The organism is Moorena sp. SIO3A2 (assembly GCF_010672265.1).
GTDB classification, from domain to species: Bacteria; Cyanobacteriota; Cyanobacteriia; order Cyanobacteriales; family Coleofasciculaceae; genus Moorena; species Moorena producens.
This window is the reverse complement of sequence record NZ_JAAHHC010000001.1, coordinates 344,922-368,610: the sequence shown is the minus strand read 5'-3', so window position 1 is coordinate 368,610 and position 23,689 is coordinate 344,922. Positions and strand designations below refer to the sequence as shown.

General features: G+C 44.7%; 19 protein-coding genes. 5 read left to right on the top strand and 14 right to left on the bottom strand.

The genetic code is table 11. The features are described 5' to 3' along the window. Positions 1–11 precede the first annotated feature (11 nt). The 9 genes from F6K64_RS01610 to F6K64_RS01570 form a co-directional block, all read right to left on the bottom strand. Positions 12–1,712: a nucleoside recognition domain-containing protein gene (locus tag F6K64_RS01610; RefSeq protein ID WP_008185910.1), complete on the bottom strand. Its 1,701-nt coding sequence runs from the start codon at positions 1,710–1,712 to the stop codon at positions 12–14. Then, positions 1,675–2,823, bottom strand: coding sequence for an NAD(P)/FAD-dependent oxidoreductase (locus tag F6K64_RS01605; RefSeq protein ID WP_044493687.1), 1,149 nt, complete (start codon positions 2,821–2,823; stop codon positions 1,675–1,677). The genes F6K64_RS01610 and F6K64_RS01605 overlap by 38 nt, the downstream gene beginning before the upstream one ends. Before the next feature lie 433 nt (positions 2,824–3,256). Next, a complete protein-coding gene (locus F6K64_RS01600; protein WP_287248099.1) occupies positions 3,257–4,117 on the bottom strand; it encodes a Uma2 family endonuclease in 861 nt (286 codons plus the stop codon). Positions 4,118–4,341: 224 nt separating this feature from the next. Next, entirely contained in the window at positions 4,342–5,589 is a 1,248-nt protein-coding gene (locus F6K64_RS01595; RefSeq protein WP_008185904.1) for an NAD-dependent epimerase/dehydratase family protein, read from the bottom strand. A 187-nt stretch (positions 5,590–5,776) separates the two neighbouring features. Next, on the bottom strand, positions 5,777–6,019 hold the full coding sequence (locus F6K64_RS01590) for a hypothetical protein (protein ID WP_229414561.1): 243 nt from the start codon (positions 6,017–6,019) through the stop codon (positions 5,777–5,779). Between the two features lie 270 nt (positions 6,020–6,289). After that, the gene (locus F6K64_RS01585) at positions 6,290–7,045 is read right to left on the bottom strand and encodes a phosphoadenylyl-sulfate reductase (protein ID WP_008185900.1); all 756 of its coding nucleotides are present in this window, start codon (positions 7,043–7,045) and stop codon (positions 6,290–6,292) included. Positions 7,046–7,759: 714 nt separating this feature from the next. After that, a complete protein-coding gene (gene crtB, locus F6K64_RS01580) occupies positions 7,760–8,689 on the bottom strand; it encodes a 15-cis-phytoene synthase CrtB (protein ID WP_044493683.1) in 930 nt (309 codons plus the stop codon). A 42-nt stretch (positions 8,690–8,731) separates the two neighbouring features. After that, entirely contained in the window at positions 8,732–10,210 is a 1,479-nt protein-coding gene (gene pds / locus F6K64_RS01575) for a 15-cis-phytoene desaturase (protein WP_008185893.1), read from the bottom strand. Between the two features lie 172 nt (positions 10,211–10,382). Further along, positions 10,383–10,745 carry a DUF4870 domain-containing protein gene (locus tag F6K64_RS01570; RefSeq protein WP_008185891.1) on the bottom strand — a complete coding sequence of 121 codons (363 nt, stop codon included), beginning with the start codon at positions 10,743–10,745 and terminating at the stop codon, positions 10,383–10,385. Between the two features lie 486 nt (positions 10,746–11,231). On the opposite strand from F6K64_RS01570, the gene prfC reads away from it, so the two are divergent. Then, positions 11,232–12,893: a peptide chain release factor 3 gene (gene prfC / locus F6K64_RS01565; protein WP_008185889.1), complete on the top strand. Its 1,662-nt coding sequence runs from the start codon at positions 11,232–11,234 to the stop codon at positions 12,891–12,893. An 830-nt stretch (positions 12,894–13,723) separates the two neighbouring features. Here prfC and F6K64_RS01560 read toward each other — a convergent pair. Both F6K64_RS01560 and dapB read right to left on the bottom strand, forming a co-directional pair. Continuing rightward, a complete protein-coding gene (locus F6K64_RS01560; protein WP_008185887.1) occupies positions 13,724–14,422 on the bottom strand; it encodes a DUF8619 family protein in 699 nt (232 codons plus the stop codon). A 152-nt stretch (positions 14,423–14,574) separates the two neighbouring features. Further along, a complete protein-coding gene (dapB, locus tag F6K64_RS01555) occupies positions 14,575–15,402 on the bottom strand; it encodes a 4-hydroxy-tetrahydrodipicolinate reductase (protein WP_008185885.1) in 828 nt (275 codons plus the stop codon). Between the two features lie 383 nt (positions 15,403–15,785). On the opposite strand from dapB, the gene F6K64_RS01550 reads away from it, so the two are divergent. Then, positions 15,786–16,112 (top strand): STAS domain-containing protein, encoded by a 327-nt coding sequence (locus F6K64_RS01550; protein ID WP_044493677.1) that lies wholly within the window; start codon positions 15,786–15,788, stop codon positions 16,110–16,112. A 720-nt stretch (positions 16,113–16,832) separates the two neighbouring features. Here the strand turns inward: F6K64_RS01550 and F6K64_RS01545 are convergent. Continuing rightward, entirely contained in the window at positions 16,833–17,978 is a 1,146-nt protein-coding gene (locus F6K64_RS01545) for a PP2C family protein-serine/threonine phosphatase (protein WP_008185878.1), read from the bottom strand. Positions 17,979–18,153: 175 nt separating this feature from the next. After that, positions 18,154–18,369 carry a hypothetical protein gene (locus tag F6K64_RS01540; RefSeq protein WP_008185876.1) on the bottom strand — a complete coding sequence of 72 codons (216 nt, stop codon included), beginning with the start codon at positions 18,367–18,369 and terminating at the stop codon, positions 18,154–18,156. Positions 18,370–18,540: 171 nt separating this feature from the next. Between F6K64_RS01540 and F6K64_RS01535 the strand changes: the two genes are divergently transcribed. After that, positions 18,541–19,035 (top strand): ATP-binding protein, encoded by a 495-nt coding sequence (locus tag F6K64_RS01535; protein ID WP_229414557.1) that lies wholly within the window; start codon positions 18,541–18,543, stop codon positions 19,033–19,035. A 131-nt stretch (positions 19,036–19,166) separates the two neighbouring features. Beyond that, complete coding sequence (locus F6K64_RS01530) at positions 19,167–19,436, top strand: hypothetical protein (protein ID WP_143764219.1); 270 nt, start codon at positions 19,167–19,169, stop codon at positions 19,434–19,436. A gap of 96 nt (positions 19,437–19,532) precedes the next feature. Here the strand turns inward: F6K64_RS01530 and F6K64_RS01525 are convergent, their stop codons facing one another. Continuing rightward, positions 19,533–20,918, bottom strand: coding sequence for a cytochrome P450 (locus tag F6K64_RS01525; protein WP_008185871.1), 1,386 nt, complete (start codon positions 20,916–20,918; stop codon positions 19,533–19,535). 403 nt (positions 20,919–21,321) lie between these two features. Between F6K64_RS01525 and F6K64_RS01520 the strand changes: the two genes are divergently transcribed. Beyond that, on the top strand, positions 21,322–23,532 hold the full coding sequence (locus F6K64_RS01520) for a phosphoketolase family protein (protein ID WP_008185869.1): 2,211 nt from the start codon (positions 21,322–21,324) through the stop codon (positions 23,530–23,532). Positions 23,533–23,689 lie beyond the last annotated feature (157 nt).

Genomic DNA, 23,689 nt, shown 5'->3' with positions numbered 1-23,689 from the left:
AGTATTAATTATTACTTGATTAATAATCCTCCCCAAGCAAGTAATAGAGAAAAAAATATCGCAGCGATCGCCTGTCTACTTAACAGCAATAAGGCAAATCGAAGAGACTGTTCTCGCGTAATAGTTAACAGAGTAACTAAACAAGGTAGCAATACTCCTGCTAGATACACCCCAGTCAAAACCTGCAATGGAGTTAACATAGCCAAGGTTTCTGGTTCGGCAAATAATAGCAGTCCATCTTTGCGAATAGAAGCTAAAACAATAGGCAATGAGGCTTCAGGGGGTAAATTAAACCATCCCATCAAAGGGTTAATAATATTGGCTAAAACTGCGATTGTTCCTAACCAATTCAACACAGAAGCAATAACGGTAATAACTAAAAATATGGGAATTGCATTGAACAAAAATTGATTAATAGTTGACTTAGCTTCGCGCCAAATTACTGACGAATGAGGAAATTCTAAAAATGCTCTTCCTTCGATTACTAGGGGATTCTGATTCGATTTAGCTGTAGGGGAAGAAATGATGTAGGTATATATCAAGGTGGTTGCGGTTAGATACAGCAGGTAAGGAATTATCAAGTAAGGTAACTTAGCAGCACTAAACACCCCTAAAGTTGCGCCAAACTGATAAGAACAAGCCGAACCAAAAGCGATCGCGGAAATACAAGTTCCCCTAGAACAACTAGAACAGGCACGGGTACTAATCACCGCAGGAACATTACACCCCATACCCATAATTACTCGTACTAAATCCCGTCCCGATAACCCAAACGGACGGAGTAAAGGATTGAGAGCAATGGTAATTCGTTCTATTAACCCACTAGCTTTATATGCGCCCAAGAATAGGGCATAGAGAATTACTGTGGGCATCGCCCAAATAAACAGCAACGGACTCATAGTTATCAGTCCATACTGACCTATCAGTATTTCTCTTAACCAGATTGGGAGTTGGGATAAAGGTTTAATAACAGGAGCGATCGCACTTTGGACTATAGGATCTGCTAAAGTCGCAAAGGAGTTAGCACCCCAGACAGCAATAATGGCAGGAATAAGTAATAAAGCGATCGCCAATAAACTGCCCAGTCGAGGATGTTCTAACAGTGTTGGGTGGGGTTCTATATACCAGCCAGCCCTTGTAGGAATCCATTGGGCGGGAAAAGGATTAGGTTCTTGCAGAGAAGCCAAAATATGGTCTTTTTGTTCTGTAGTAATGTGGCGGGCATCTACAGTGACAATGCTCAGGTTAGAAGTTTCCGTCCATTCCCTAATCACTTGTTGAGGAGGACACGGGGTCTGGGGTTGCCCCAGACCCGTGAGATGTCCGTTATGAACCGTCGAGAATACCTTATCCCAGAAAGTAATCACCACAATGCCCCTTTTATCTGCTACTAAAGGTAGTAGATCTGCTAAATCTCGATCTACGTCGGTTGCCTTGACTACCAATAGCACGGTGTCATTTTCTTGTAGCTGTCTTAAAGCTTTCTTAGTAGTTACACTATCGGAACGATAGAGAATTCCAGGGGTATCGATAAAGGTATAGGCTTCAGATTGATAAGTGTCACAAGTCACTGTAGAACCGCGAAAATTGGCACTATAGGGAGTCTGTCCTGTAAGAGCCGCAATTAGTTGGGACTTGCCCGTACTCTCTTTACCAATAACCACCGCTGACTTTTTAACAAACACAATCGTTATTACAGCAAGAAAGGTCATCTAAGAACAAACCTTCTCGGCGATAGGCTTCCAATGGAGTTGGATCGATTCCCAGACGTTGAGCGATCGCATTACCGACTACAGCAAATCGCTGCCGAAATTTGTAAATAAAGCAAAAAATTATATCGCCGTGACGCACCGAAGGACCGACGACAAATAATCCTGGAGTTAGGGTAGACTCATCTTCTTGAGTCAGGGCTGCATAGCCATTTGACCAGTCAAATAGAGGTGCGATTTGTTTTAAACTGCTATCAAACCCCGTACAGAGAATTGGCGGTGTAGAACTAAACCACTGTTCGTACTCGCTCTCCACCACATATCCTTTTTTTACTGCTTTGACTGCTTCAATGTGCTGTTCTCCAATTAGTTCGACCCGACCCATAGAATAAGCTATTTCTAAACGTTTTAGACTATAAGGAGACAGAGAAACACTAGGATCTGAGTCTAAGTTTGACCAGCTACTCTGGCGATCGATTAACTTTACTTTTTTCCCTAATTCTGCCAAATTTGACGCTGCATCTACACCGCTTTCATAGCCTCCCACAACTACAAATTCTTTCCCCTTAAGCTCTGTCCAAGAACGTATTTGGGAATTATGTATACATAATTCCGCCCCTGGAAAAGGATTAAGATTGGGATATTGAAACTCTCCTGCTGCCCAAATCACAAACTGCGATCTCAGCGAAGCTGAGGCACTGCGTGAACGCAACTCGCCTTTAGAAGTTTCCAAGACAAAGCCTTTGCCTTGAGGTAAAGCTGCCATAGTTTTCACATTTGTCTCGGTTTTTATAGGTAGTTGAAAATGCTCTGCTACAGTCTCTAGATATAGAGCGTATTCTTTCCCCGAAAGATGTTCCTTTCTGAAACTGAGGGCAGGAGAAGTATTTAAAACTACTGCGTTGAGATCCAGCAATCCAAAACCATGACTGGGAAACGACGGCGTAATGAATCGCATTTCTTCAGCCCAACGCCTAAAAGAAGCCCCTACTTGATGTCGTTCTACAATGACAAAGTTTTCAATTCCTAAATCTTTTAAGACTACTCCACAGCCAATTCCAGCAGCCCCAGCCCCCACAATTACAACTTCAAAACGATCGTTAGTTTTGTTCACCAGCAGACAATCTCGAATAGATACTTTATGACAATTATAATCATTATATAAAAAAAAAGCTAGCTTTCTAACAAACAATATTAGTGAGGCAGTGGTAAACCATGATTGACATCCTCCCACCGCTAAACTCCTTACGTCGCTATAGGGCGTTGCGAGAGCAAATGGACAAAAAACAACGCTGGACGTATAATTAGAATATTTAAACTAAATACTCCAGAACTGAACTAAGCGTATAAGTGGACTTATATCAAATCCGTTTGTCAAAACCCTTTTATAAAAATCGACCAAATCTTTGTATGCCACGAATCTATGGCTATGCAGATAAGGGGGGTTTGGGAACAGGATTTGGTATGAGACGGCTATTGCTATATGCACCTCAAGTAGCGGATCGTACCGAGCATCGGCTTTTCTATTCTGCTGCCAACGGCACCTTTTACACCTCTCCTGGGTCAATCCCCAGCTGTCGCAGACGTTCTGCTAATCTCGCTGCCTGCTGTTGAGCCAATTCCTTTTCCTGGCGTTCGAGTTGAGCTTCTTGTTCAGCCTCCTGCAACTGCTGCTGAACCAACTCCTTTTGTTGCTGAGCTTGCTGCAACTGTTGCTTAGTCTGCTGCAACTGATCCTGAGCCTGTTGAGCCTGTTCAGAGCCTGTGGGAATCCAGTTCCCCAATTCATCATACCAGCGTAACCATCGACCATTCACCTCTTGGTATGACCCAGACCATACTCCTAGACCCAGCCCTAATTCTGGCAGCCAAAATCTTTCGTTTTCCAATCTTACCTGTTGATAGTTGAAGCCTTTCAACTCAAAAATTCTTAACTCATTGGTGTATCGGCTAAACACCACATAATAAGGAATACGAAGGATACGTTCATAAACCTCCCACTTACTTGGCGGTTGATCAATCTCCCGTAGGGTTTGCCCTAAATCTTCTGATTCCGTAGTTGGAGAGAGCAACTCCACTACGATAAATGGACTGACCCCTTCCTGCCACATCACATAACTCAACCGTAAGTCTCGCTGTTCATAAAACCGAGACACCCCAACTACTCCAAACCAATCCGGTCGCTTGTACCATTGAGGATGACGAACATCATAGTACAGATTCAAGTCAGTCCCCACAAAGATCTGATCCCTTGGGTAACTCGGTGGGCAGAAAGTCTCCCGTAATAGCTGAGGTTGAAAATCGTGAAACTCGTCTGGCAAACCTGGTTCCTCTGGATCTTCACTAGGGAGATCATACATCGTCGGTAGGGTTTCCTTGGCCGGACGAGGGGGGTCAGTTTGATACATAACAGAGAATGGGATCAACTAGTTTTAGGGTAGCAACACCTTTGACTACTGATGAACTTATTAAAATTGCCAGAGTTTCAGATACGTTGAGCAGTCAGTAATGGTGCTACGCCCATGCTGTCCTTGTCATCAGCTATTAGTTACAAGGCCAACAGAACCAGACTGACCATAAAAAGCTGACCGCTCAAGGTAAGATGTGCTCCCACTTACGCGCTACCTAATTCTTAACTGGCACCTACACCCACCGCCGTTTTGTCGGATGTGGTTTGAGCAGGAGTTTCGTCAGCCATACTCACCCCATTGCCCTTCTGCCGCCACAGTGATGTACAGATAATCTTCGAGCGATCGCAACGATCGACATATTTAGAGGCAATCTCGATAACCTCTTGCATCAGACCCTTAACCAAGGTGGTTGGTTTCAGACCCATTTCCAAGAAGCATTTATTCTCCACAGCCAGTTCATTTTCCGCTGATTCGTTTCTCGGGTTCTCTAGATAGGCAATTTCCGCCCCAGTGATATCAGACACAATCTGTGCCAAATCCCGGACCCGATGGGTTTCGGTCATCTGATTCAAGATTTTCACCCTGTCCCCAGAAGCCGGAGGATTTGCGATCGCTAACTCTATACACCGCACCGTATCTTGAATATGGATAAATGCCCTGGTTTGACCCCCTGTTCCATGTACCGTCAACGGATGACCAATCGCTGACTGCATCAGGAACCGATTTAGGACTGTGCCATAGTCTCCATCGTAATCAAAGCGATTAATTAGCCGTTCATCCAGCTTTGTCTGCTTGGTCTGAGTTCCCCAAACAATCCCCTGATGCAGGTCAGTGATGCGGACCCCATCATTCTTGTTGTAGTAATAGAAAAACAGCTGGTCCTGAGTTTTGGTCATGTGATAGATACTGCCCGGATTGGCTGGGTACAAGATTTGCTGCTGTACCATTTTCCCCTCATCCGTAGTCACCTGGATATCTAAATACCCTTCCGGAATCTTCATCCCAGCAGTACCATAACCATAGACTCCCATGGTTCCTAAATGAACCACATGTATATCCAAACCCGACTCCACAATCGCAGCTAGCAGATTATTGGTCGCATTCAAGTTATTATCTACCGTGTAACGCTTATGGCTAGATGACTTCATCGAATAAGGTGCAGCCCGCTGTTCGGCAAAATGAATCACCACATCCGGTTGATAGGTTAGGAATAGATTCAGTAAGCGATCATAGTCTTTCGCTACATTGAAGTTATAGAACTGGATTTGTTTGCCAGAAACCTCAAGCCATGTCTTCAGACGAGTGGACATCGGCTGGTAAGGAGTTAAAGAAGTCACTTCCAACTCATTATCAATGTTGCGTCGTGACAAGTTATCAACAATTACAATGTCATGACCACTATCAGATAGATGAAGAGCTGTGGGCCAACCACAAAATCCGTCACCGCCTAAAACTACAACTTTTTTCATCATCATCTCCTGGTTGTTTGCTTACATGGTCTTTTTTGCAATGGTCAGCGAGCTGCGACTATAGCATCGCGCTTTGGGAATTAACCGAGAACCAATCGAGAACCGATATATTTCCATCACCGGACTTCGTCGAGCTACGCTAACATCACCTGATCACCCCAGTGTTACGATTACAGCAATCAGTTTTTTAGATGAAATCTAGTTCAGGGTATCGATCCATGATCTCCGATACCTCCTCCCTTTCAGAAGTCTTCTGATTCAAGATTTCTTTGAAGAAACGAACATAAGTGCTATAGACTTGGGTGGAACCGTCATCATGATCAACAATGAAGAAAGGGGCTGCTTCTACCCCGTGCTTTACAGCTAGATCTAGTCCCTCGCTAGATTGCTTACGCTCATCAGCAACCACAATTTGGTCTATTCGATCCATCAGTCCTTTTTTTTCAAGTTTTTCTACCACATTGACGCACTTGCGACAGAAATTACCGTCCTTGTTGATTTTTTTTACTAACGTGATTTTCATTCTGTAGTATTCAATACTGAATTGTTTTTCAAAAGCGTAATTAAGAAATTATCACAACCCACTCCCCACTCCTACCTAAAAATTAGGATTTCAAACGCAACTTATTGATTGTGCCGCAACGATTAAGTACCTAGACAGAAATTCTTTACCTAGTCTGTTAATTTCCGTGAGGGTTGCTCAAACCCTTACTGTTTGGTGTTCCTTGTTGTTCATTACCTGCTCTGTAGTGTTGTGTAAGCCACACTCTTTTTCTTTCTGCCCTTCCCACCACCAGCGACCTTCCCGTTCATGCTGATTGGGGAGAGTTGGGCGGGTACAGGGTTCGCAGCCAATGCTAACGAAACCTTTAGCGTGCAATTGATTGTAAGGCACATCATTAGTGCGGATATATTTCCACACCTGTTCAGAACTCCAGTTAGCTAGGGGGTTAAATTTAATCAGGGTTCGTTCTTGGGTCGAGAACGCCTGGTCTACCTGGACAACAGGGATATTAGCACGAGTACTAGGACTCTGATCCTTGCGCTGACCGGTAATCCAAGCATCCAGCTTAGCCAGTTGGCGACGCAAGGGAGCCACTTTGCGAATACCACAGCACTCTTTGTGACCATCCTGGTAGAAACTGAACAACCCCTTTTGTTTAACCAGTGCTTCCACTGCATCCGCTTCCGGTAAAATCACCTCCAGTGGAATTCCATAGTGCTGTCTGACTTTCTCAAGTAGTTGGTAAGTCTCGCAGTGCAAGCGACCCGTGTCGAGGGAGAACACTTTCACATCTGGCTTAATCTTGGATGCCATATCCACAAGAACCACATCCTCGGCACCACTGAAAGAGATAGCGATGTTGTCAAATTTGTCAAGAGCCAGTTTCAGGATTTCCTGAGGACTCTTGTGGGCGTATTCGGATTCCAAATAAACAACATCCAGTTCAAACATTAACATCTCCTTACTATATGACAAAAGTGGTTGGACTTGCTGATTATACGACGTATCGATACCGTTATCCATCGTCAGCCTTCAGCTTTGAGCTTATGTCATCCAACCCAAGGGAAGTTCCACGATAGTTCATTCAGAAATTATATATAGCCTATATGTAGCGCTTCCATGACTGAAGGAGATCCGTTGTAAAGAGACTTATAGCGCTTTGCCACCCGCGCTAATTATAAATCGCGATAAATGTCTGCTGTAAATAGAAAGAGTGTGGGGAAAGGTTAAAGGGTAATACATATATTCCTTTCCCCCTTTCCCTTTGAGGTTGTTTCTTTCCCCTTCTGCTTTTCCAATCCCAACCATTTGTACCACAATTAAATATAATTGATAGGTATTTTCCTTTTGTATGTAAGCATTCAGCCGTCAGCTATCAGCTAATGCGCGTAGCGCAATCGGTGCTATAAACTATCAACTAGCAGGCCCTTTCACTGCACGGGGTCAGATTAGCAAAACGAGCAGGAATTTTAAACCAGCGGTACCAGCCCATAACCTTGTTTACTAGCTGCCGTTGATTAGCTGACAGCTGACCACTGATAGCTGAATGCTTACTTTTGTATCCCAGCCTTGTGCTGCCCTTGGTCAAGGGTAAAAAAAACCCATCGATATGTAAGATGGGGATTTCTTGACAGATTGGCCATGAAGGATTTGCCATGACGCATGCTATAGAACTTGTGCCCTCAGCCAGGCTATCGGCAAGGATAACATCTTACGGAGTTTGGGGACATAGGCTCTTTGGCTAAATACATCGTAATGGTTGTGTTCAATCACATTGAGAATTTTCTGATAGAGCATCAATGCAGACCAAACCGGCCAACGGGCGTCACGGCTTAGGGCTCTAATACCTCTTTCTGCTTTGGTATAGTAATCCCTTGCCCGTTGAATTTGGAAACGCATCAGTTCCTGCCAACGGTCATCAACCACACCTTTGAACAAATCATCCTCAGTGTAATTAAACCGTTCCATATCTTCTAAGGGTATGTAAATACGACCTCGTCTAGCATCCTCTCCAATATCTCGGAGGATGTTAGTTAGCTGATTGGCAATTCCTAATGCGATCGCTTCTCCCACCGGATTATAGGAGTTTGTTTGCTGATCCCAGGGTGCTTTACTAGTGGAGTTGTCAACCCCCAGTACAGCACTAGACATTAACCCCACCGTACCCGCCACCCGATAACAGTAAAGATTCAGTTCATCAAAGGTTTCATAGCGACTACGGTAGAGATCCATCTGCTGACCGGCAATCATATCCCGAAAGGGTTGAATATCTATGGGAAACCGTTCTAGGGTATCGACCAAAGCCACATCATAGTCATCGATGGGATGTCCCGCAAAAATAGATTGCAGATGTTCTTCCCAGTGTTCTAGGGTTTCAGGGGTGGTTAAAGCCGCCTGGGGACCATCAACTAGTTCATCAGTTCGTCTGCACCAGACGTATATTGCCCAGATGGCTCGACGTTTGGCTTCTGGCATTAGTAAGGTGCCAAGATAAAACGTCTTAGAGTACTTCGCAGTAATCTGGCGGCATAATTCGTAGGATTTTGACCGGGAGGCCAGGTTTCTCATGGGCTGAGATTTGGGCAGTTGGAGCATTCTTAGCAACGTTGGAGATTGGAAGCTTTCAACTTTCATCCTTCAGCCCTCAGTACTCGCCCTTGGCATGGGTGAAGAGACTAACGGGGTGTCAATCTCTGGTTTCTGATTGCCGGCTAGTGGTTGAGCGCTGGTTTGTGAAAGCCTAGTGCTGTTGTTATTTATTGCCTGCGATGTCAGCTTACCAGAAAGTACGGCTCCTTCCATACTTGCTAGGTAACGTTGCATGGTGTAATCCCCGCTTAGGAAGAAATTGGCAATGGGTGTTTCTTGGGACGGACGGTGGTTCTGGCGTCCTGGTGTTGCTTTGTATACCGAACGGGGAGTCTTAACCACGTGGTATTTTAGCAGTTGAGCTGAGTTATCAGTACCAAAATGCTTGGGAAACAGTTTCTCCAGTTCTGCTAGGGTGGCATTAACAATTTCGAGATCGGATTTGCCAATCCAATCTTTAGCAGGCGCTAAGACCAATTCCAACATTGAGCGGTCGGGATTAGCGTACTCTTTGCAGGTATTGCTCATGTCAGCATAGACACTAAGCAGGGGTGATCGGGAAAATAACAGATGGTCAATATCCGTCAGCTTGCGGTCAAACCACATCTGCAGGTTAATTACCGGTACCCCCTCTAGCCCATCCAGCTGTTTGAAAAATTCCATTTCACCCCAAGGTTTGGGGATCATCAGCTTTAAAGGGTCTACCGGCATAGCTGATACATAAGCATCCGCTGTGAGAACTTGATCGGGCGCTCCATTCAATCCCCGGATCAAGAACCCACTGACAGTGTTGTCTGAATTGAGTAAAAATTCTTTAACTGGGGCATTCAAACGTACTTCTCCATCCCGCTGTGTGATATAATCAACTATTGGTTGACATAGTCGCTCGGTGGGAGAACCATCCAAGAATGCCATCTTGGAACCGTTCTTTTCCTGTAGGAAGCGGTTAAGAGCAGTCAAAATTATAGTAGACGAAATTTCATCAGGCCCAATAAAGTTTAGTGCCTTAGACATGGCGATGAAGACTTCCTTCTCTACTCGCGGTGGTACGTTCTGTTTTTTCAGCCATTCGGAGAAGGAGTATTTGTCCATTGCTTCCACATACTTTTGCCCTTGAAGCATTGCCGGAATCAACCCTATCCCAAAGCGAATCTTCTCGGGCCAGGTAAGCATGTCGTTATTGCGCAGAATTGCCACAATCCCATTGACCGGAGCTGGTATATCTGGGAAGTCAAACCGGGAGTAAGTTCCAGGTTGATTTGGCTGATTAAAGATCATGGTGTGCTCTTTCCACTGCAACCGGTCTTCAATACCCAGTTCTTTAATTAGCTGCAGCATATTGGGATAGGCACCAAAAAATATATGGAGACCAGTTTCATACCAGTCTCCATCTTGATCTTTCCAGGCTGCCACTTTACCGCCTAAAACATTTCGACGTTCTAGGACAATCGGGGTGTGACCAGCGTCTATTAGATATTTAGCACAGGAAAGCCCTGCTAGTCCGGCTCCAGCGATCGCAACTCGCATGTGATGGTAATACTGTAAATTTTTCGCTTAGGGGTGTTGTTTTAATTATACTTTGCATTTCGTTACATTTCACCCCTCGATCCCAGGATTTTCTTCAGTTTTCCCACACCCCACACCCGCTCACCCCATAGCCAGTCACCCCAACAGGATTCCCACAAACCATAGCGCTAGTTTAAATCACACGGAAAATAAATGGGTAGCGGTAGGATACATTGGGATCCCCAAGAATCTTGAGAATTGCCATAATCGGTAGTACCCAACTGAACAGAAATAACAGAGGCAGGAAAAGCCAACCAATTAGGATAAAAGTCAAAGCCCCAAAAATTATCCCGTATAACCATACATTAAAGTGAAAATTAAGGGACTCTTTAGCATTCTCTTGGACTACTTTATCATCGGATATTACCAAGATAGCTAGCGGAATTAACACGGATACAAATGAGGCACTAATGAAAATTGCTCCGTGACATAATGCTGATAACAGCTTGCGCTTGTCGGGGTCATACTCAATGTTATTTCTCTGGTCATACACCATATTATCGCTCCTTTATTTCGATAATATATTGATTTTTAATTTACCAGTATTGTAGCGTTTATAAGCCTATCCTATAGGTCGTAAATTCCGTCCCAAATTAGGGATGATATCACGACATTGATGAGTTATTAATGACTATACTTATAGCAGAAGTAGGGAAAAGGAAATGGAAAAACAGGAATAGGTAAATTGGCTTGCTGGGTCGGTCTTTAAGACAGACGTGAGTGTGGGTTGACCCAGTCGGGAGTGTGGGGCATAGAGAAATATACCTATTAGTCGTTAAAAATCATCATTTATTCGTTGTTTTCAGGTTTATATCCTGAGGTAAAGTCTCAGGTTTGACCATGAAGTAAAAAATATACCCCTCTCAGGTAGGAAGTAGGGAATAGGGAAACAAACCTGTGTAGGTCATTACTATCAGAAACGCTATAATATATAGAAAATTATGTCAGAATTAAGCGAAAGTCCCCTATCTAGTCTTTTTGGATGTCCACTGAACTTGAAGCAGAATTGCTCAACGCTGTTGAACACCGCCGTAACTTTGCGATTATTTCCCACCCGGACGCGGGTAAAACCACATTGACAGAAAAATTGTTACTCTATGGTGGAGCAATTCATGAAGCCGGAGCAGTGAAGGCACGGCGAGCTCAGCGCAAGGCCACCTCGGACTGGATGGAAATGGAGCAACAACGGGGAATTTCGATTACCTCGACGGTGTTGCAGTTTGCCTATGAGGACTGTCAGATTAATTTACTCGACACACCCGGACACCAAGATTTCAGTGAGGATACCTATCGCACTCTGGCAGCAGCTGATAATGCGGTGATGCTGATTGATGCGGCAAAGGGTCTAGAGCCCCAAACCCGCAAATTGTTTGAAGTGTGCAAAATGCGATCGCTTCCTATATTTACCTTTGTCAATAAGCTTGACCGTCCCGCACGAGAACCCCTAGAACTCCTCGATGAGATTGAGCAGGAACTAGGGTTACAAACCTATGGGGTCAACTGGCCGATTGGCATGGGCGATCGTTTTAAAGGAGTTTTTGACCGTCGAGAACAACAAATCCACTTGTTTGAACGCACCGCTCACGGCTCCCGGGAGGCGAAGAATACGGTAGTTAATTTGGGAGACCCCCAGATTGAACAGCTGCTAGAACAAGACTTATATTATCAACTAAAGGAAGAGTTGGAAATTATCGATGGTGTTGGTCCAGAGCTGGATTTAGAGCTGATTCATTCTGGTCAAATGACCCCTGTGTTCTTTGGCAGTGCCATGACTAATTTTGGGGTGCAGCTGTTTCTGGATGCTTTTTTAGACTATGCCATGAAACCAGAAAGTCGGAAATCCACAGTGGGCGAGATTCCTCCCACTTATCCAGACTTTAGTGGGTTTGTGTTCAAGCTGCAAGCGAATATGGACCCCAAGCACCGGGATAGGGTGGCCTTTGTGCGGGTGTGTACGGGTAAGTTTGAAAAGGATATGACTGTCAGCCATGCTCGCACTGGTAAAACCGTCCGTTTGTCAAGACCCCAAAAGCTGTTTGCTCAAGACCGAGAATCCATTGATGTTGCCTATGCCGGGGATGTGATTGGTTTGAATAATCCAGGGGTGTTTGCTATTGGGGATACGATTTACAACGGTAAGAAGTTGGAGTATGAAGGGATTCCTTGCTTTTCCCCAGAGTTGTTTGCTTATTTGAAGAATCCTAATCCCTCTAAGTTTAAGCAGTTCCAGAAAGGGGTGAAGGAGTTGCGGGAAGAAGGGGCTGTGCAAATTATGTATTCCGTTGATGAGTCGAAGCGGGACCCAATTCTGGCAGCAGTGGGACAGTTGCAATTTGAAGTAGTGCAGTTTCGCCTCAGAAATGAGTATGGCGTAGAGACCAGGTTGGATATGTTGCCCTATAGTGTGGCTCGTTGGGTAGCCGGTGGCTGGGAAGCCTTGGAAAAGGCTGGGCGTTTGTTTAATACCGTGACAGTCAAAGATAATTGGGGACGTCCAGTGCTATTGTTTAAGAATCAGTGGAATTTGCAGCAAGTCGCAGAAGACCATCCAGAGTTGGATTTGAATTCTAGCGCTCCTGTGGTGTCTGGTTCTGAACCCAAGTCTACCAAAACATCCGGGAATGTGAGAGCCTCCCTTTTCTAAAGGGAGGATTAAACAGACACGACGGGGTAAACCCCGCAGTGTCTGCGCGCGAATAAGTTATAATAAGTCGTATACCAGTAAAGCGTTTTACCTTGACGACGATAGCCGATACTTTTTAGCTACCAAAATCTACCAAGGTAGACCTTAGCCCGCCAATGCCAGCTGATTACGAGCGCCAGGGGGTATCTCCGCGCTTCACGAAGAAATATTCCTCGTGCGCCATGAAAGTGCGTAAACCAGATCCAATGTCACTACAAAACCCTTGGTTTTCGGGAAATTTATTTAATTGACACAAGATCGTGGCACTAAGAACATAGTTAAAGTAAGCGCAAATTACTTGAGGCAATGGCCAAGCTTTGTGATACTTTTGCCTACTGTCCACTAACCTCTCAAAAAAAATGGTGAAAAACCCAAAAGATGGAAACCGTCAAAAAAAGAGGTATAACTTAAAATGGCTAGGCAATTGATGGCGAAAAGTAACCACACAGTTAGATTAAATTCTGACCAAGGTGGGTAGGGGAGTTTGACACTCTCATATCGGTTTAGACCGAACAAGAAGTGAAGAGGCGCGGTTTTAACCCGCCTCGTAACAACCTTTCTTGATGCAGTCGCTCATGGGGGAAACCCCCAAGACCGCGCTGCATCGCTGTAGAATCCCCCGTATTTTAACCGGGGGAGATGTCAAATAGCATTTATCTGACGGGGTGATAAGCAGCCTTGTTAGCCTTACTAGGTGTGGGGTGTAGGGTATGGTTTCTAGCCAACGAATCCCACTACCCCTCTAGAAACTAGAGGATCCTAGGCACGAACGAGCCGCACACCGTTAATCCTTAATAAGACCTTCGACGCCTAGAACTACGGGGACGTTGTCTCGAATAAGAGCGCTCTTCATCCCTCAATTTACGACTAACTTGGACAAAGACATCTCGTTGCAGGTAAGGATAGTCATTTACCCAAATGTCTAAGCTAGGAATATAAATATCACTGGTCTGGGCAATCTTGCCTAAGTCAGGCTGATTGGACATGACCAACATCTGAGCAATTTGTCCAGGTGAAATATTTTTGTGGAGGCGTTGTAGGGGAACTTGCAGCTGACTCATAAATCCAGTTTCATCTTCCACTTCTAGATTTAACCGTCTCTCCCGGTGTTCCACAATTACCAACTCACCCTGCTGATTGACTTGTTCTTCTGTACCAATCAACTCCTCCGTCACAAATACATCCTCGATTCGACCCTGCCAGAATCCGCTATAGGCATATCGGCGCAGCTTCAGGTTCCGCATACTTGCCCAATATACAGGACCCCACAACCAGTAAAGCCCTGCAGTGATCTCGAATAACACGCGGAAGGGAGCAAAACCTGAACCAAGAATCAAAGCTAAAATTAAAATCACAACGACTGCGATTAGAGAAATTAACAGTCGCCTTAAAAAATCTCGAAACTTACCCCAGTAGTAGCGATACTGGAGTCCTGTAGCTAGGACGGGAACGATTTGTTCAAACTTCTCGCGAGTGATGGGAATTAGCATGGGTTTTGTACTTAGTTCTTAGTCCTTAGTCTTTAGTTACTTAGTATTTAGTATTTAGTTTTTAGATTTGTTGTGATTGATCTCAATTTTGACAAATCACGAATGACTAATGACTAATGACTAATGACCAATAACCAATAACCAATAACTGGTCACAAAATTTTCTCTAACCCATATAGTAGACCCTTGAGCTGGGTAACTTTGCGAATCGCGAGCAGTACTCCTGGCATATAGCAGGAACGGTCGCTGGTGTCGTGACGTAGGGTGTAGATTTGACCAGGGGCACCGAAGATGACTTCTTGGTGAGCAATTAAGCCAGGTAAACGCACGCTATGAATCCGAATGTTGTCTTCTGCAATGCTTCCCCTCGCACCTTTTAGTTTTTCGGTTTCTTCTACCATTGCCGGATTATAGGTTTTACCTGCTCCAGCCATGCGTTGGGCGGTTTGAATGGCAGTACCGCTGGGAGCGTCGGCTTTTTGGTTGTGATGGAGTTCGATGATTTCTACGTGGTCAAAGTATTGGGAGGCTTGCACAGCTGCTTGTTGCAGTAATGCCATACCAATGGAGAAGTTGGGGATAATTAGGCAGCCAGTGCTGGCTTTTTCAGCAAATTCCGAGAGGTCTTTGATTTGGTCGGGACTCAGACCAGTGGTGCCAACTACAGGCCGGACACCGTATGCGATCGCAGTTCGGATGTTGTCGTATATGCTGTCAGGGTGGGTAAAGTCTACCATCACCCCTTGGGTTTTTTCTTGGGTAGCCAGAACTAGATTGGCTTGCAGGTCATTGAGAATGGGAATTTCAACTGGTTCGCACCCGGCAACTTCTCCGGCGTCTTGACCTAGATACTTAGGATTGGTATCAATGGCACCGATTAGGGTTATGTCTTGGGCAACAGATACAGCCTTAATCACCTCTCGACCCATTTTTCCGGCGGCACCGTTTACAACTACTGGAATGGGATTTGAATTGGACATGGTTTCAGGATAGTTTGGGGCTCTGTCAAGGGAATTCTAGTGTATATTGGGAGTTCTTGGGGGAGTGGGCTTAGGGGATGGAACCGTGAAGACCCGAGCGGACACCACGGATAGCACTAAGGGTAGATGGGTTCAAATCTTGCTTTTCGTTATTAGCCCCCGTTATTAGCCCCCGTTATTAGCCCCCAAATTCATCCCAAATTCAAGTTTACTATGCTCTTTATCGGTGAGGCTAATCCTGAAAGAAGCGATTAGTGCTGTAGTAGTAGGGTAGGGCGTGGGTCAGCTCAATACCTATTCTGCAAACAAAGTCTGGCTGAAATGAATTGTCACGGCTATACTAGCAAAGTCAGTATATGTTTGTAACTAGCTTAACTTGGTATATGAGTAGTACTCTTAAAGTAGTTCAACCCTCCGGCATTCTAGATGGTACAAAAGCTGCCAGTTTTCGTGAAGAGGTTAATCAGCTGGTGCAAGCTGGAGGAGATATTATTTTGATTGATTTTCAAGATGTTACTTTTATGGATAGTTCTGGTTTGGGAGCGTTGGTACTTGCTCTTAAAACTGTTCGTGCTGCTGGGAGCACCATGTCTATCTGCTCAGTTAATGAGCAAATCAAAATGTTATTTGAACTGACCAGCATGGACAGAGTTTTTGAAATATTTTCTACACGAGAAGATTTTGAAAGCGAGGTGCTTTCTAGAAGATAATTCTCGGGAAGTCTATAGGGCGAACGCTGTTGGGCGTAGCCCTTTTCCAATCCTAGATTTTGTTTTCAGCTGTTGGGCATTTAAATTGGATATTATTCAGTTAGGAAAAAAAAACTCAAACCCTCTCCCCTGCTCCCCTGGTTCGCTGGTTCCCTGCTGTCATAACCATGAAATTTAAATGAAGACCAGCTTAATGAAGCTAGGAAGATGTTTTATGAGAATTCCCTAAAGCTTGATTAATTCGACATAACCAACTATCCTCCGATTCAGGAGTCAGGAGCTTCGATTCAGGAGCTTCGATTCATGATAATTGATTTTTCAGGAATTTTTCGAAAAAATTGGCGAAAGAATCCACCAATCCTTGTTTATACTCCTACTAAGCTGGCTGAATGCTTCTGATGATTTACTGCCTTTCAGTCTCCTGTATTATCTTCAAAAGCTGCCAATTTTTGACATTGCCCATTGCCCATGGGCGCACGCTACGGGAACGGCCGACGCTACGGAAACTGAGGTTGATTACTCCAGGGAAAGGTGTCAGGGTAAGCGCAAGAATCAATAAGCTGTAGCTTATTGAGAAAAAACTGGGTTCATTCTCAACTATTAAACTCTATTGAGAATCAAGTTCTACGAGATTATAGGGGTTTCGAGCCACGATCAACCGATATCCAGCCAATGCACATTATGGGCAATTTTTTCTGGCGCTTACCCTGGGAAAGGTGTTCATACAAAATTGATTTCCAGTAACGATAAATCATCATCAAAATAGTGTTTAGGGTTCACGGCTTCCAGAGATTTCAAAATCAAATCTAGGTGACAAGCACCATTGTGATTTTGCTTACACTCTGCCAGTAACCTGATGAAGGGCTCAAGTCCCCAAACGTTCCCATTGGATTGGTTAATCTCGTAAATCCCATCGCTGAATATATATAGGGTGCTCGATTCAGTAATTTCACAGCACTGATCAATGTAATCGGCATCTGGGAACATACCAACGGGTAAGCCAGGGGTTTTTAGACGTTGTACTTCCATCAAGGAACCATGGGTCTGAGCAATTAATATTGCGGGTGGATGTCCTGCACTAGCATAGACCAGTTGACGCTTGACCTGGTTATATACCCCATACCAGACCGTGAAGTACTTATCATTTCGCTCAGTGATCTGGAAGGTTTGGTTCAACCCTCGTAGAACATCACTCGGTTCATAGTAGTTAATCGACTTTAGAGCCCGCGACCTGAGTAAATTTAGCACTGAAAGTGTGGGCAAGGCAGCTCGTAAGCCATGTCCAGCAGCATCCAGCAGATAAATTGCTAAATGCTCTGAGTCTAGCCAATAATAGTCAAAGCCATCACCCCCCAGTTTCCGGGAGGGAATAAATCGGGTGTCAATGGTCACCGATGGTTTGATCATCCGGTCTGGAAGAATTGAACTAACATACTCTGCTGCCTCTGCTAATTCTCCCTCCAACAACTGCTTTTGGTGCTGCAAATCATGACTTAGTTGGTGTAACCTCAAGCCAGCCCTGACTCGTGCGTTCAACTCTGCTATTTCGATCGGCTTACACAGAAAGTCATCTGCTCCAGCATCTAACCCCTCTACCCGGTCTTCAATGGAATTTCGAGATGTCACCAGAATAAATATGGTGGTTGAGAGTCCCGGCGTTACCTTGAGTTGACGACAGACGTCCAATCCATTCATACCGGGCATAATCCAATCGCAAATGACTAGCGCTGGACGTAACTTTTCTACCTGCACCAAACCTTCTTCACCGTTGCTAGCTACAGCTACCTCATAACCCTGGTGGCAAAGGGCCCGTTTCAGTAACATTTGCATGGCTGGATCATCATCAATAATCAGAATTTGGTTCATGGCACTGAGGTTCTACAAATTACTTTAGGATTTATCAATACACTGACTTACAATTAGGATAGCCAGTATATTCTGTGGGCTGAATTTCACGAAACCTAGATCAGACCCCAAGACAAGTTAGACTGAGTTACTTTTATTGATGGCATTCCCTATTGGCGTATCGGATTTATTTGTTCTAACTTCTCTGTCTTGCACCGCTTCCGGTTTCTTCCCCCTTTTCTAAATCTCCATCAATTTTTGCCATTTTGGGCAACAGCTTATAGAGGGCAAGACCCCCTAGAGGGCAAGACCCCCTGGCTTGATAGAAAAGGGGAAAAGAAACCCCATTTGCGCCAATGGTTTTCCCAGTGCTTCTGGCAAAGCTTCTAGAAAAAATTTTCTTTGAAGGCAATTCTTTAAAGGCAATTGAGTATTAGTCCATGGTACAGGGAGATATAAATCTAGGTTAAACTGGATTCCTTGATCTTAGAGTACCCAATGGAAGAGAATCAGGCTTCAATGTGGTTGATGTATGTGGTTGATGTATGTGGTTGATGTAAAAGATTTTGAGGAATTGAAAAAATTGAAAACATCTATCCAACAATTTCCTAGCGACCTTAAGGCGTTAGAAAACGCTTTGGGATGGTTTGACCAGTTCAAACCATCGTCTGTTCGCCAAAAAGTCTGGTTGCAGTGCCAATTAGCTCTCGCTGAAGGATTTACCAATGCCGTTCGTCATGCTCACAAAGATTTGCCAGAAGAAGTTTCGATTGATGTCGAAGTTACTTTATTACCTGAGTGTTTAGAGTTACGCATCTGGGATAAAGGCCCTCCCTTTGATTTAGAACAGCAGCTGAGAGACCTCAAGCAGCAAATGAACCCTCAATCTGGTGGTGGACGTGGCATCGCTATACTACAAAAAATCGCTGATCATCTCAGCTATACCCGTACCGATAACAACCGGAACTGTTTGTTAATTGTGAAGTGTTATCAGGAATTGGGAAACAGGGATTTAAAAACTTTTTGTAAAGAAAATGTTAAGGAGTCTCGATTACCAATTGTCAGACCGATGGATTAGCATGATCAGATTGGTGACCTCAGTGGCTGAAACTCTGATGCTGTGCTAGTTAGACTTTTGTTGACATTTATTTATACTCAGCCCTTGTAGAACACAAAATCTTTAATATTCTGAGTAATTCACTATTTTGTTTGGTAACACCATACCGGGTTGGGAAGAGTATGCTGGCAAAATGCGATGTAAGTATTCAGCAGTCAGCAGTCAGCAGTCAGCCGTCAGCTTATTTTATTCAAAAGCTGTTCCGTGTAGCGTGGCACAGGCTTTGGCCTTGGCCTTTCGGCCACGCTACGCGAATGGCCACGCTGTGCGAACGACGCTGGGACATAGCGCATAGGCTAGAAGCCTGTGACGTAGCGCATAGGCTGATAGCTGAATGCTTACAATGCGATCGCATCTGGTGATCATCCAGCGGCCTTTTTCGGTGACCTTACTGGCGGCAAAGACTCTCGGTGATCACGGATAACCGTTTCTGTTGCTATGGGACAATTGCTTTGATCCTAAAGAGAATTTACGGTAGCAGGTTTTTTTGGCTCCTTAGCAACACGTTGACCTCTCATCACCATCGGAACCCCATTTTCCGGAGTAATTCCTACTCCACGACGAGTTGGTTTAATGATTGTATTTTGTGCTAAGGCTAAGTGATAGTCAGACAATACCTTAGCCAAAACCAGTTTCATTTCTAACATCGCCAAAGCAGCACCAATACAGCGTCGGTTTCCACCACCAAAGGGAACATACTCATAGGCAGAGTATTGACGCTCAAGGAATCGTTCTGGTTTAAACTGATCGGAGTCTGGATAGAGGTCTTCTCGACGATGGGTTAAATAGGGACAGGCAAAAAGGGCAGTATTGGCCTGATAGTGGTGACCCATAATAGTAATTGGGGATGTGGTAATGCGGGCGAAGATCACAAACGCCACTGGGTAAATCCGCAGGGTTTCTTGGCAAACTGCTGTGAGATAGGGCAGTTGGGCAATGGCCATCGGGTCTGGATGATCCCCTAAGCTATCAATTTCCTCTAGCAGTTTTTGGCGCACTGTCGGTAATCGATGAATCCAGTAGAATGCCCAAGCTAAAGCGCTTGCAGTAGTTTCATGACCCGCAAACAACAAAGTCATCAACTGATCTTGTAACTCCTGATCACTCATCAACTCACCATTTTCGTCCCGAGTGGACATGATTAAACTAAGAATGTCATTGCCCATTAGCTCGGGTTGCTCTCGGCGCTGATTAATCTCTTCCTGAAGGAGGTTATAAATTTCCTGCCTACGCCGCACCATCTTGCCCCAAGGACTCCAAGCTCCTAAATCTCGTTGCAGGAACTTAAAAAACAGCATACTAGAGCGCAGGGGGGAAGCAGTCACCTCTAGCATGGCTGCCAGCAGTAGCTTGAGTTTTTGGTAACGGGTACCCTCACCTAGACCGAAAACCCCCTGCATGATTACCTGGATGGTAATGTCTTGCATGGCAGTACGGGCAGTAAAGGCTTGACCGATTACCCACTGACTCGCTACTTGCTGGGTAATATCACAAATCAATTGACTGTAGGAATTAATTCGTTGCCCATGAAAGGGAGGAATCAAGAGTTTACGCTGCCGCTGGTGTGGTTTACCATCGAGTAAAGTCATTGAGGTTTCCCCCACCAAGGGTTGTAGCAGCTTATTTCGTTCACCAGATTTAAACTGGCTAGGAGGAGCGGTCAAGACTTCCTGAATTGCTTGGGGGTGGCTGAGGATGACTAACGTTCTCGAACCAGTTAGCCGTATGGTAAATGTATCTCCATAGCGTTCTACACACTGATCCAAATACTTGAGGGGGTTAGCAATCCAATAGATTAACTGTAACCAGTCAGGGATTTGAGGACCATCAGGTAATTTACTCACACTCGTTTTCCTCTGTTACTTTCTCAAGACAAATTCATTATCTAACCTAACTGCCATATGGCAACAAAACCTTCGGTTACCTGATTACTATCAGAAATCCGCTTATTGACAAGCTATCAATAAGATTAATGGTAATCAAAACTAGTCGATTAATCCTATTCTGTTAGTCTTTGGGAATTAAAATAAAGCAAGATTTGATTAGAATCTCTACAAGGTAGGTAGAACAATAGATGTAGAGTTGCAGGTTCTCTAGTAGTCTCAATAGTAGTCTCAATCAATGTAATCCATAAGACATTTCACTGGTTTAAAACCCAAATTTCGCCAATATACTAATTCCGCACTCAGCGAGCTGATTGTAATATTTGTTTATTACTCGTAATAATTAGAAAAGGTTTCTGACACTATGACAGTTGGTAGCAGGGTTTCGACATTCTGTCAAGGAATTCAGTATTTTGAGAATACCATACCGGGTTTTGAAGCGACTTTGGACCAATACGGTCAACGAGATGCGATCGCGTTGGGGCAAAAAGCCATCCCATCTCCTGATGATCCAGCAGCTGTCTTCCAGACCTTACTAGCTGCTGATGCCCTACGCTACCTAACCCTGCACATCACTGCTAGTAAAGCCTCTGGTCATCCAGGGGGATTTGCCAGCATTGCGGAAGGGATTGCAGCTTTGGTCATGCTGGGTTACAAAAACATTATTACTGAAGTGGGACACCATGCCCCAGGCTTCTACAGTAACATGTTTCTGGACGGCTCCCTAGAGGAGATGGGTATTAAGACTGTAGAACAGATGGGGGAACGCTTCCGAGAAATGCACGGATTGCTCGGACACCTTTCTGGTCAAATTCCTGGACTCCTCAATCCGGCTGGTCCCCTCGGACAAGGGCAACACTTTGCCATGGCCGGGGCTTTGCTTCATCCAGGGGTACTATTCCCAGTTACGATTGGGGATGGGGGCTTGGGTGAACCTTATATCATGAGCAGTTTTGGTCACTTCTCTACGGCCTATCCCCAGGTGACTAATTTTCTGCCCATCTTAGTGTGGAATGGTTACAGCCAGGAACACCATAGTATGGTTTCCACAAAGTCCAATCAAGAGATGATTGCATACTGGCAGGGCAATGGTTTCCAAGAAGTAATCTTAATCAATGCTAAGGATTACGATGATGCTGACCAACCTGGTGAGTATGTCGATAGCACTGAGTTTTCTTTGCAGAAGCGATTGGCATTTACCCAAGGGGTTTTGGAAGCTACGGATAAAGCGGCTAAATCAGCTTTGAGTGGTAAGTTAACGGTGCTGATTGTTAAACAACTAAAAGGAGCGGGAGTCCACAAACGGGGAGCTAAAGCTCACAATCTTTACCCAGGAGATACCCTGGAAAAAGATTATATTGTTAGTGCCCTTAAAGCTCGGGCGTTACCGTCTCAAGCCTGGGAATTAGTGAGGATAAATTTTGAGCGTTCTGGAGGAGGGCCAGCGGCTCATACTGTAGTCACAGAAAAGGAATTGCCTTTACCAGATTTAGGTAAATTGCCTTTAGAGGAATTTGTGATTGATGGCGATAAAAAAATAGCAACTACCGCGATGGGAACGATAGTTGCTCATGTGGGGCAAAAAGACCCTAATTTTATTATTTCCAATGCTGATGGGAATGCTGCTTCTGGAATTAATAATATTAACCAAGCCCTAAAAATTATCCACCCCACCCCGGATGAAATTTACTTCCAAGGCCCAAAAGGTCAGGTGTATGAACCCTTGAGTGAAGATGCTTGTGCTGGATTAGCGGTAGGGTTAGCTTTGTTTGGAGCTCGTACTCTGTGGTGTTCTTATGAATCTTTTGCTATCAATGGGTTACCCATTTGGCAAACCGTTACCCAAGCCATGGCAGAATTGCGCCGTCCTACTCCCTCTACTATTACATTATTTACGGCTGGGGCACTGGAGCAAGGACGGAATGGTTGGACTCACCAGCGTCCTGAAATTGAAAATTACTTTGCTGCTATGATGCGCAATGGCAATATTTTCCCGTTGTTTCCCTGTGATGCTAATAGTATCCAAGTGTGTTATGAGTGGGCGCTGAGTACTAAGAATAAAGGAATTACCATTACTGCTAGTAAGTCACCCTTACCGGTGCGCACGACCTTTGAGCAAACCCGTCAAGGCTTGCAAGATGGTGCAGTGGTTTTGCATGAAACTAAAGGCAGTAAAACCGTTGTGTTTGCGGTGATTGGGGATATGAGCCTGATACCAGTGTTTGATGCTGCTTCTAATTTGGAAGACCAAGGGATTGGGGTGCGGATTGTTTCGGTAATCAGTCCCCGCCGTTTGTACCGTCCTGATGATACGGCTTGGAAAACCTGTAGTGAAGCTGATGGGGGTTTCTTAGATGATCAGGGGTTTGAACGGCTGTTTGGTGGGGATGGATTGATTGGTGTTACTGGTGGTACCAGTGCCATGCTGGAACCGATTATGTTACGTAGTACTTGCAAGCGGGATGTGGTTTCTTGGAAGCGTGGTGAAACTGCTAGCAGTGCTGGTCAAATTATGGCCTTTAATGGTTTGACTGCTGAGGCTTTGGCCAAACGGGCCACTGAGTTGGTTAGTTAAAATTTAGTTGGTTAGCATTTTTTGGTGTAGCCCTATCCTTAAGGATGGGGCTGTCAGCTATCAGCGATCAGCTATCAGCTAATGGGCTATGCCCACGCTACTTGAGGTGCTTTTGAATAAAAGAGATAAGCTAAGGCCAAAGGCCACGCTACGGGAA

Excerpts from the sequence above, each read along its gene's own strand:
- F6K64_RS01545 (WP_008185878.1), bottom strand. The coding sequence starts at position 17,978 with ATGAACCAAATTCTGATTATTGATGATGATCCAGCCATGCAAATGTTA.
- dapB (WP_008185885.1), bottom strand. The coding sequence starts at position 15,402 with ATGTCCAATTCAAATCCCATTCCAGTAGTTGTAAACGGTGCCGCCGGA.
- F6K64_RS01590 (WP_229414561.1), bottom strand. The coding sequence starts at position 6,019 with ATGGATCGAATAGACCAAATTGTGGTTGCTGATGAGCGTAAGCAATCT.
- F6K64_RS01585 (WP_008185900.1), bottom strand. The coding sequence starts at position 7,045 with ATGTTTGAACTGGATGTTGTTTATTTGGAATCCGAATACGCCCACAAG.
- F6K64_RS01560 (WP_008185887.1), bottom strand. The coding sequence starts at position 14,422 with ATGCTAATTCCCATCACTCGCGAGAAGTTTGAACAAATCGTTCCCGTC.
- crtB (WP_044493683.1), bottom strand. The coding sequence starts at position 8,689 with ATGCTCCAACTGCCCAAATCTCAGCCCATGAGAAACCTGGCCTCCCGG.
- F6K64_RS01595 (WP_008185904.1), bottom strand. The coding sequence starts at position 5,589 with ATGAAAAAAGTTGTAGTTTTAGGCGGTGACGGATTTTGTGGTTGGCCC.
- prfC (WP_008185889.1), top strand. The coding sequence starts at position 11,232 with ATGTCCACTGAACTTGAAGCAGAATTGCTCAACGCTGTTGAACACCGC.
- F6K64_RS01610 (WP_008185910.1), bottom strand. The coding sequence starts at position 1,712 with ATGACCTTTCTTGCTGTAATAACGATTGTGTTTGTTAAAAAGTCAGCG.
- pds (WP_008185893.1), bottom strand. The coding sequence starts at position 10,210 with ATGCGAGTTGCGATCGCTGGAGCCGGACTAGCAGGGCTTTCCTGTGCT.
- F6K64_RS01550 (WP_044493677.1), top strand. The coding sequence starts at position 15,786 with ATGAGTAGTACTCTTAAAGTAGTTCAACCCTCCGGCATTCTAGATGGT.
- F6K64_RS01520 (WP_008185869.1), top strand. The coding sequence starts at position 21,322 with ATGACAGTTGGTAGCAGGGTTTCGACATTCTGTCAAGGAATTCAGTAT.
- F6K64_RS01570 (WP_008185891.1), bottom strand. The coding sequence starts at position 10,745 with ATGGTGTATGACCAGAGAAATAACATTGAGTATGACCCCGACAAGCGC.
- F6K64_RS01600 (WP_287248099.1), bottom strand. The coding sequence starts at position 4,117 with ATGTATCAAACTGACCCCCCTCGTCCGGCCAAGGAAACCCTACCGACG.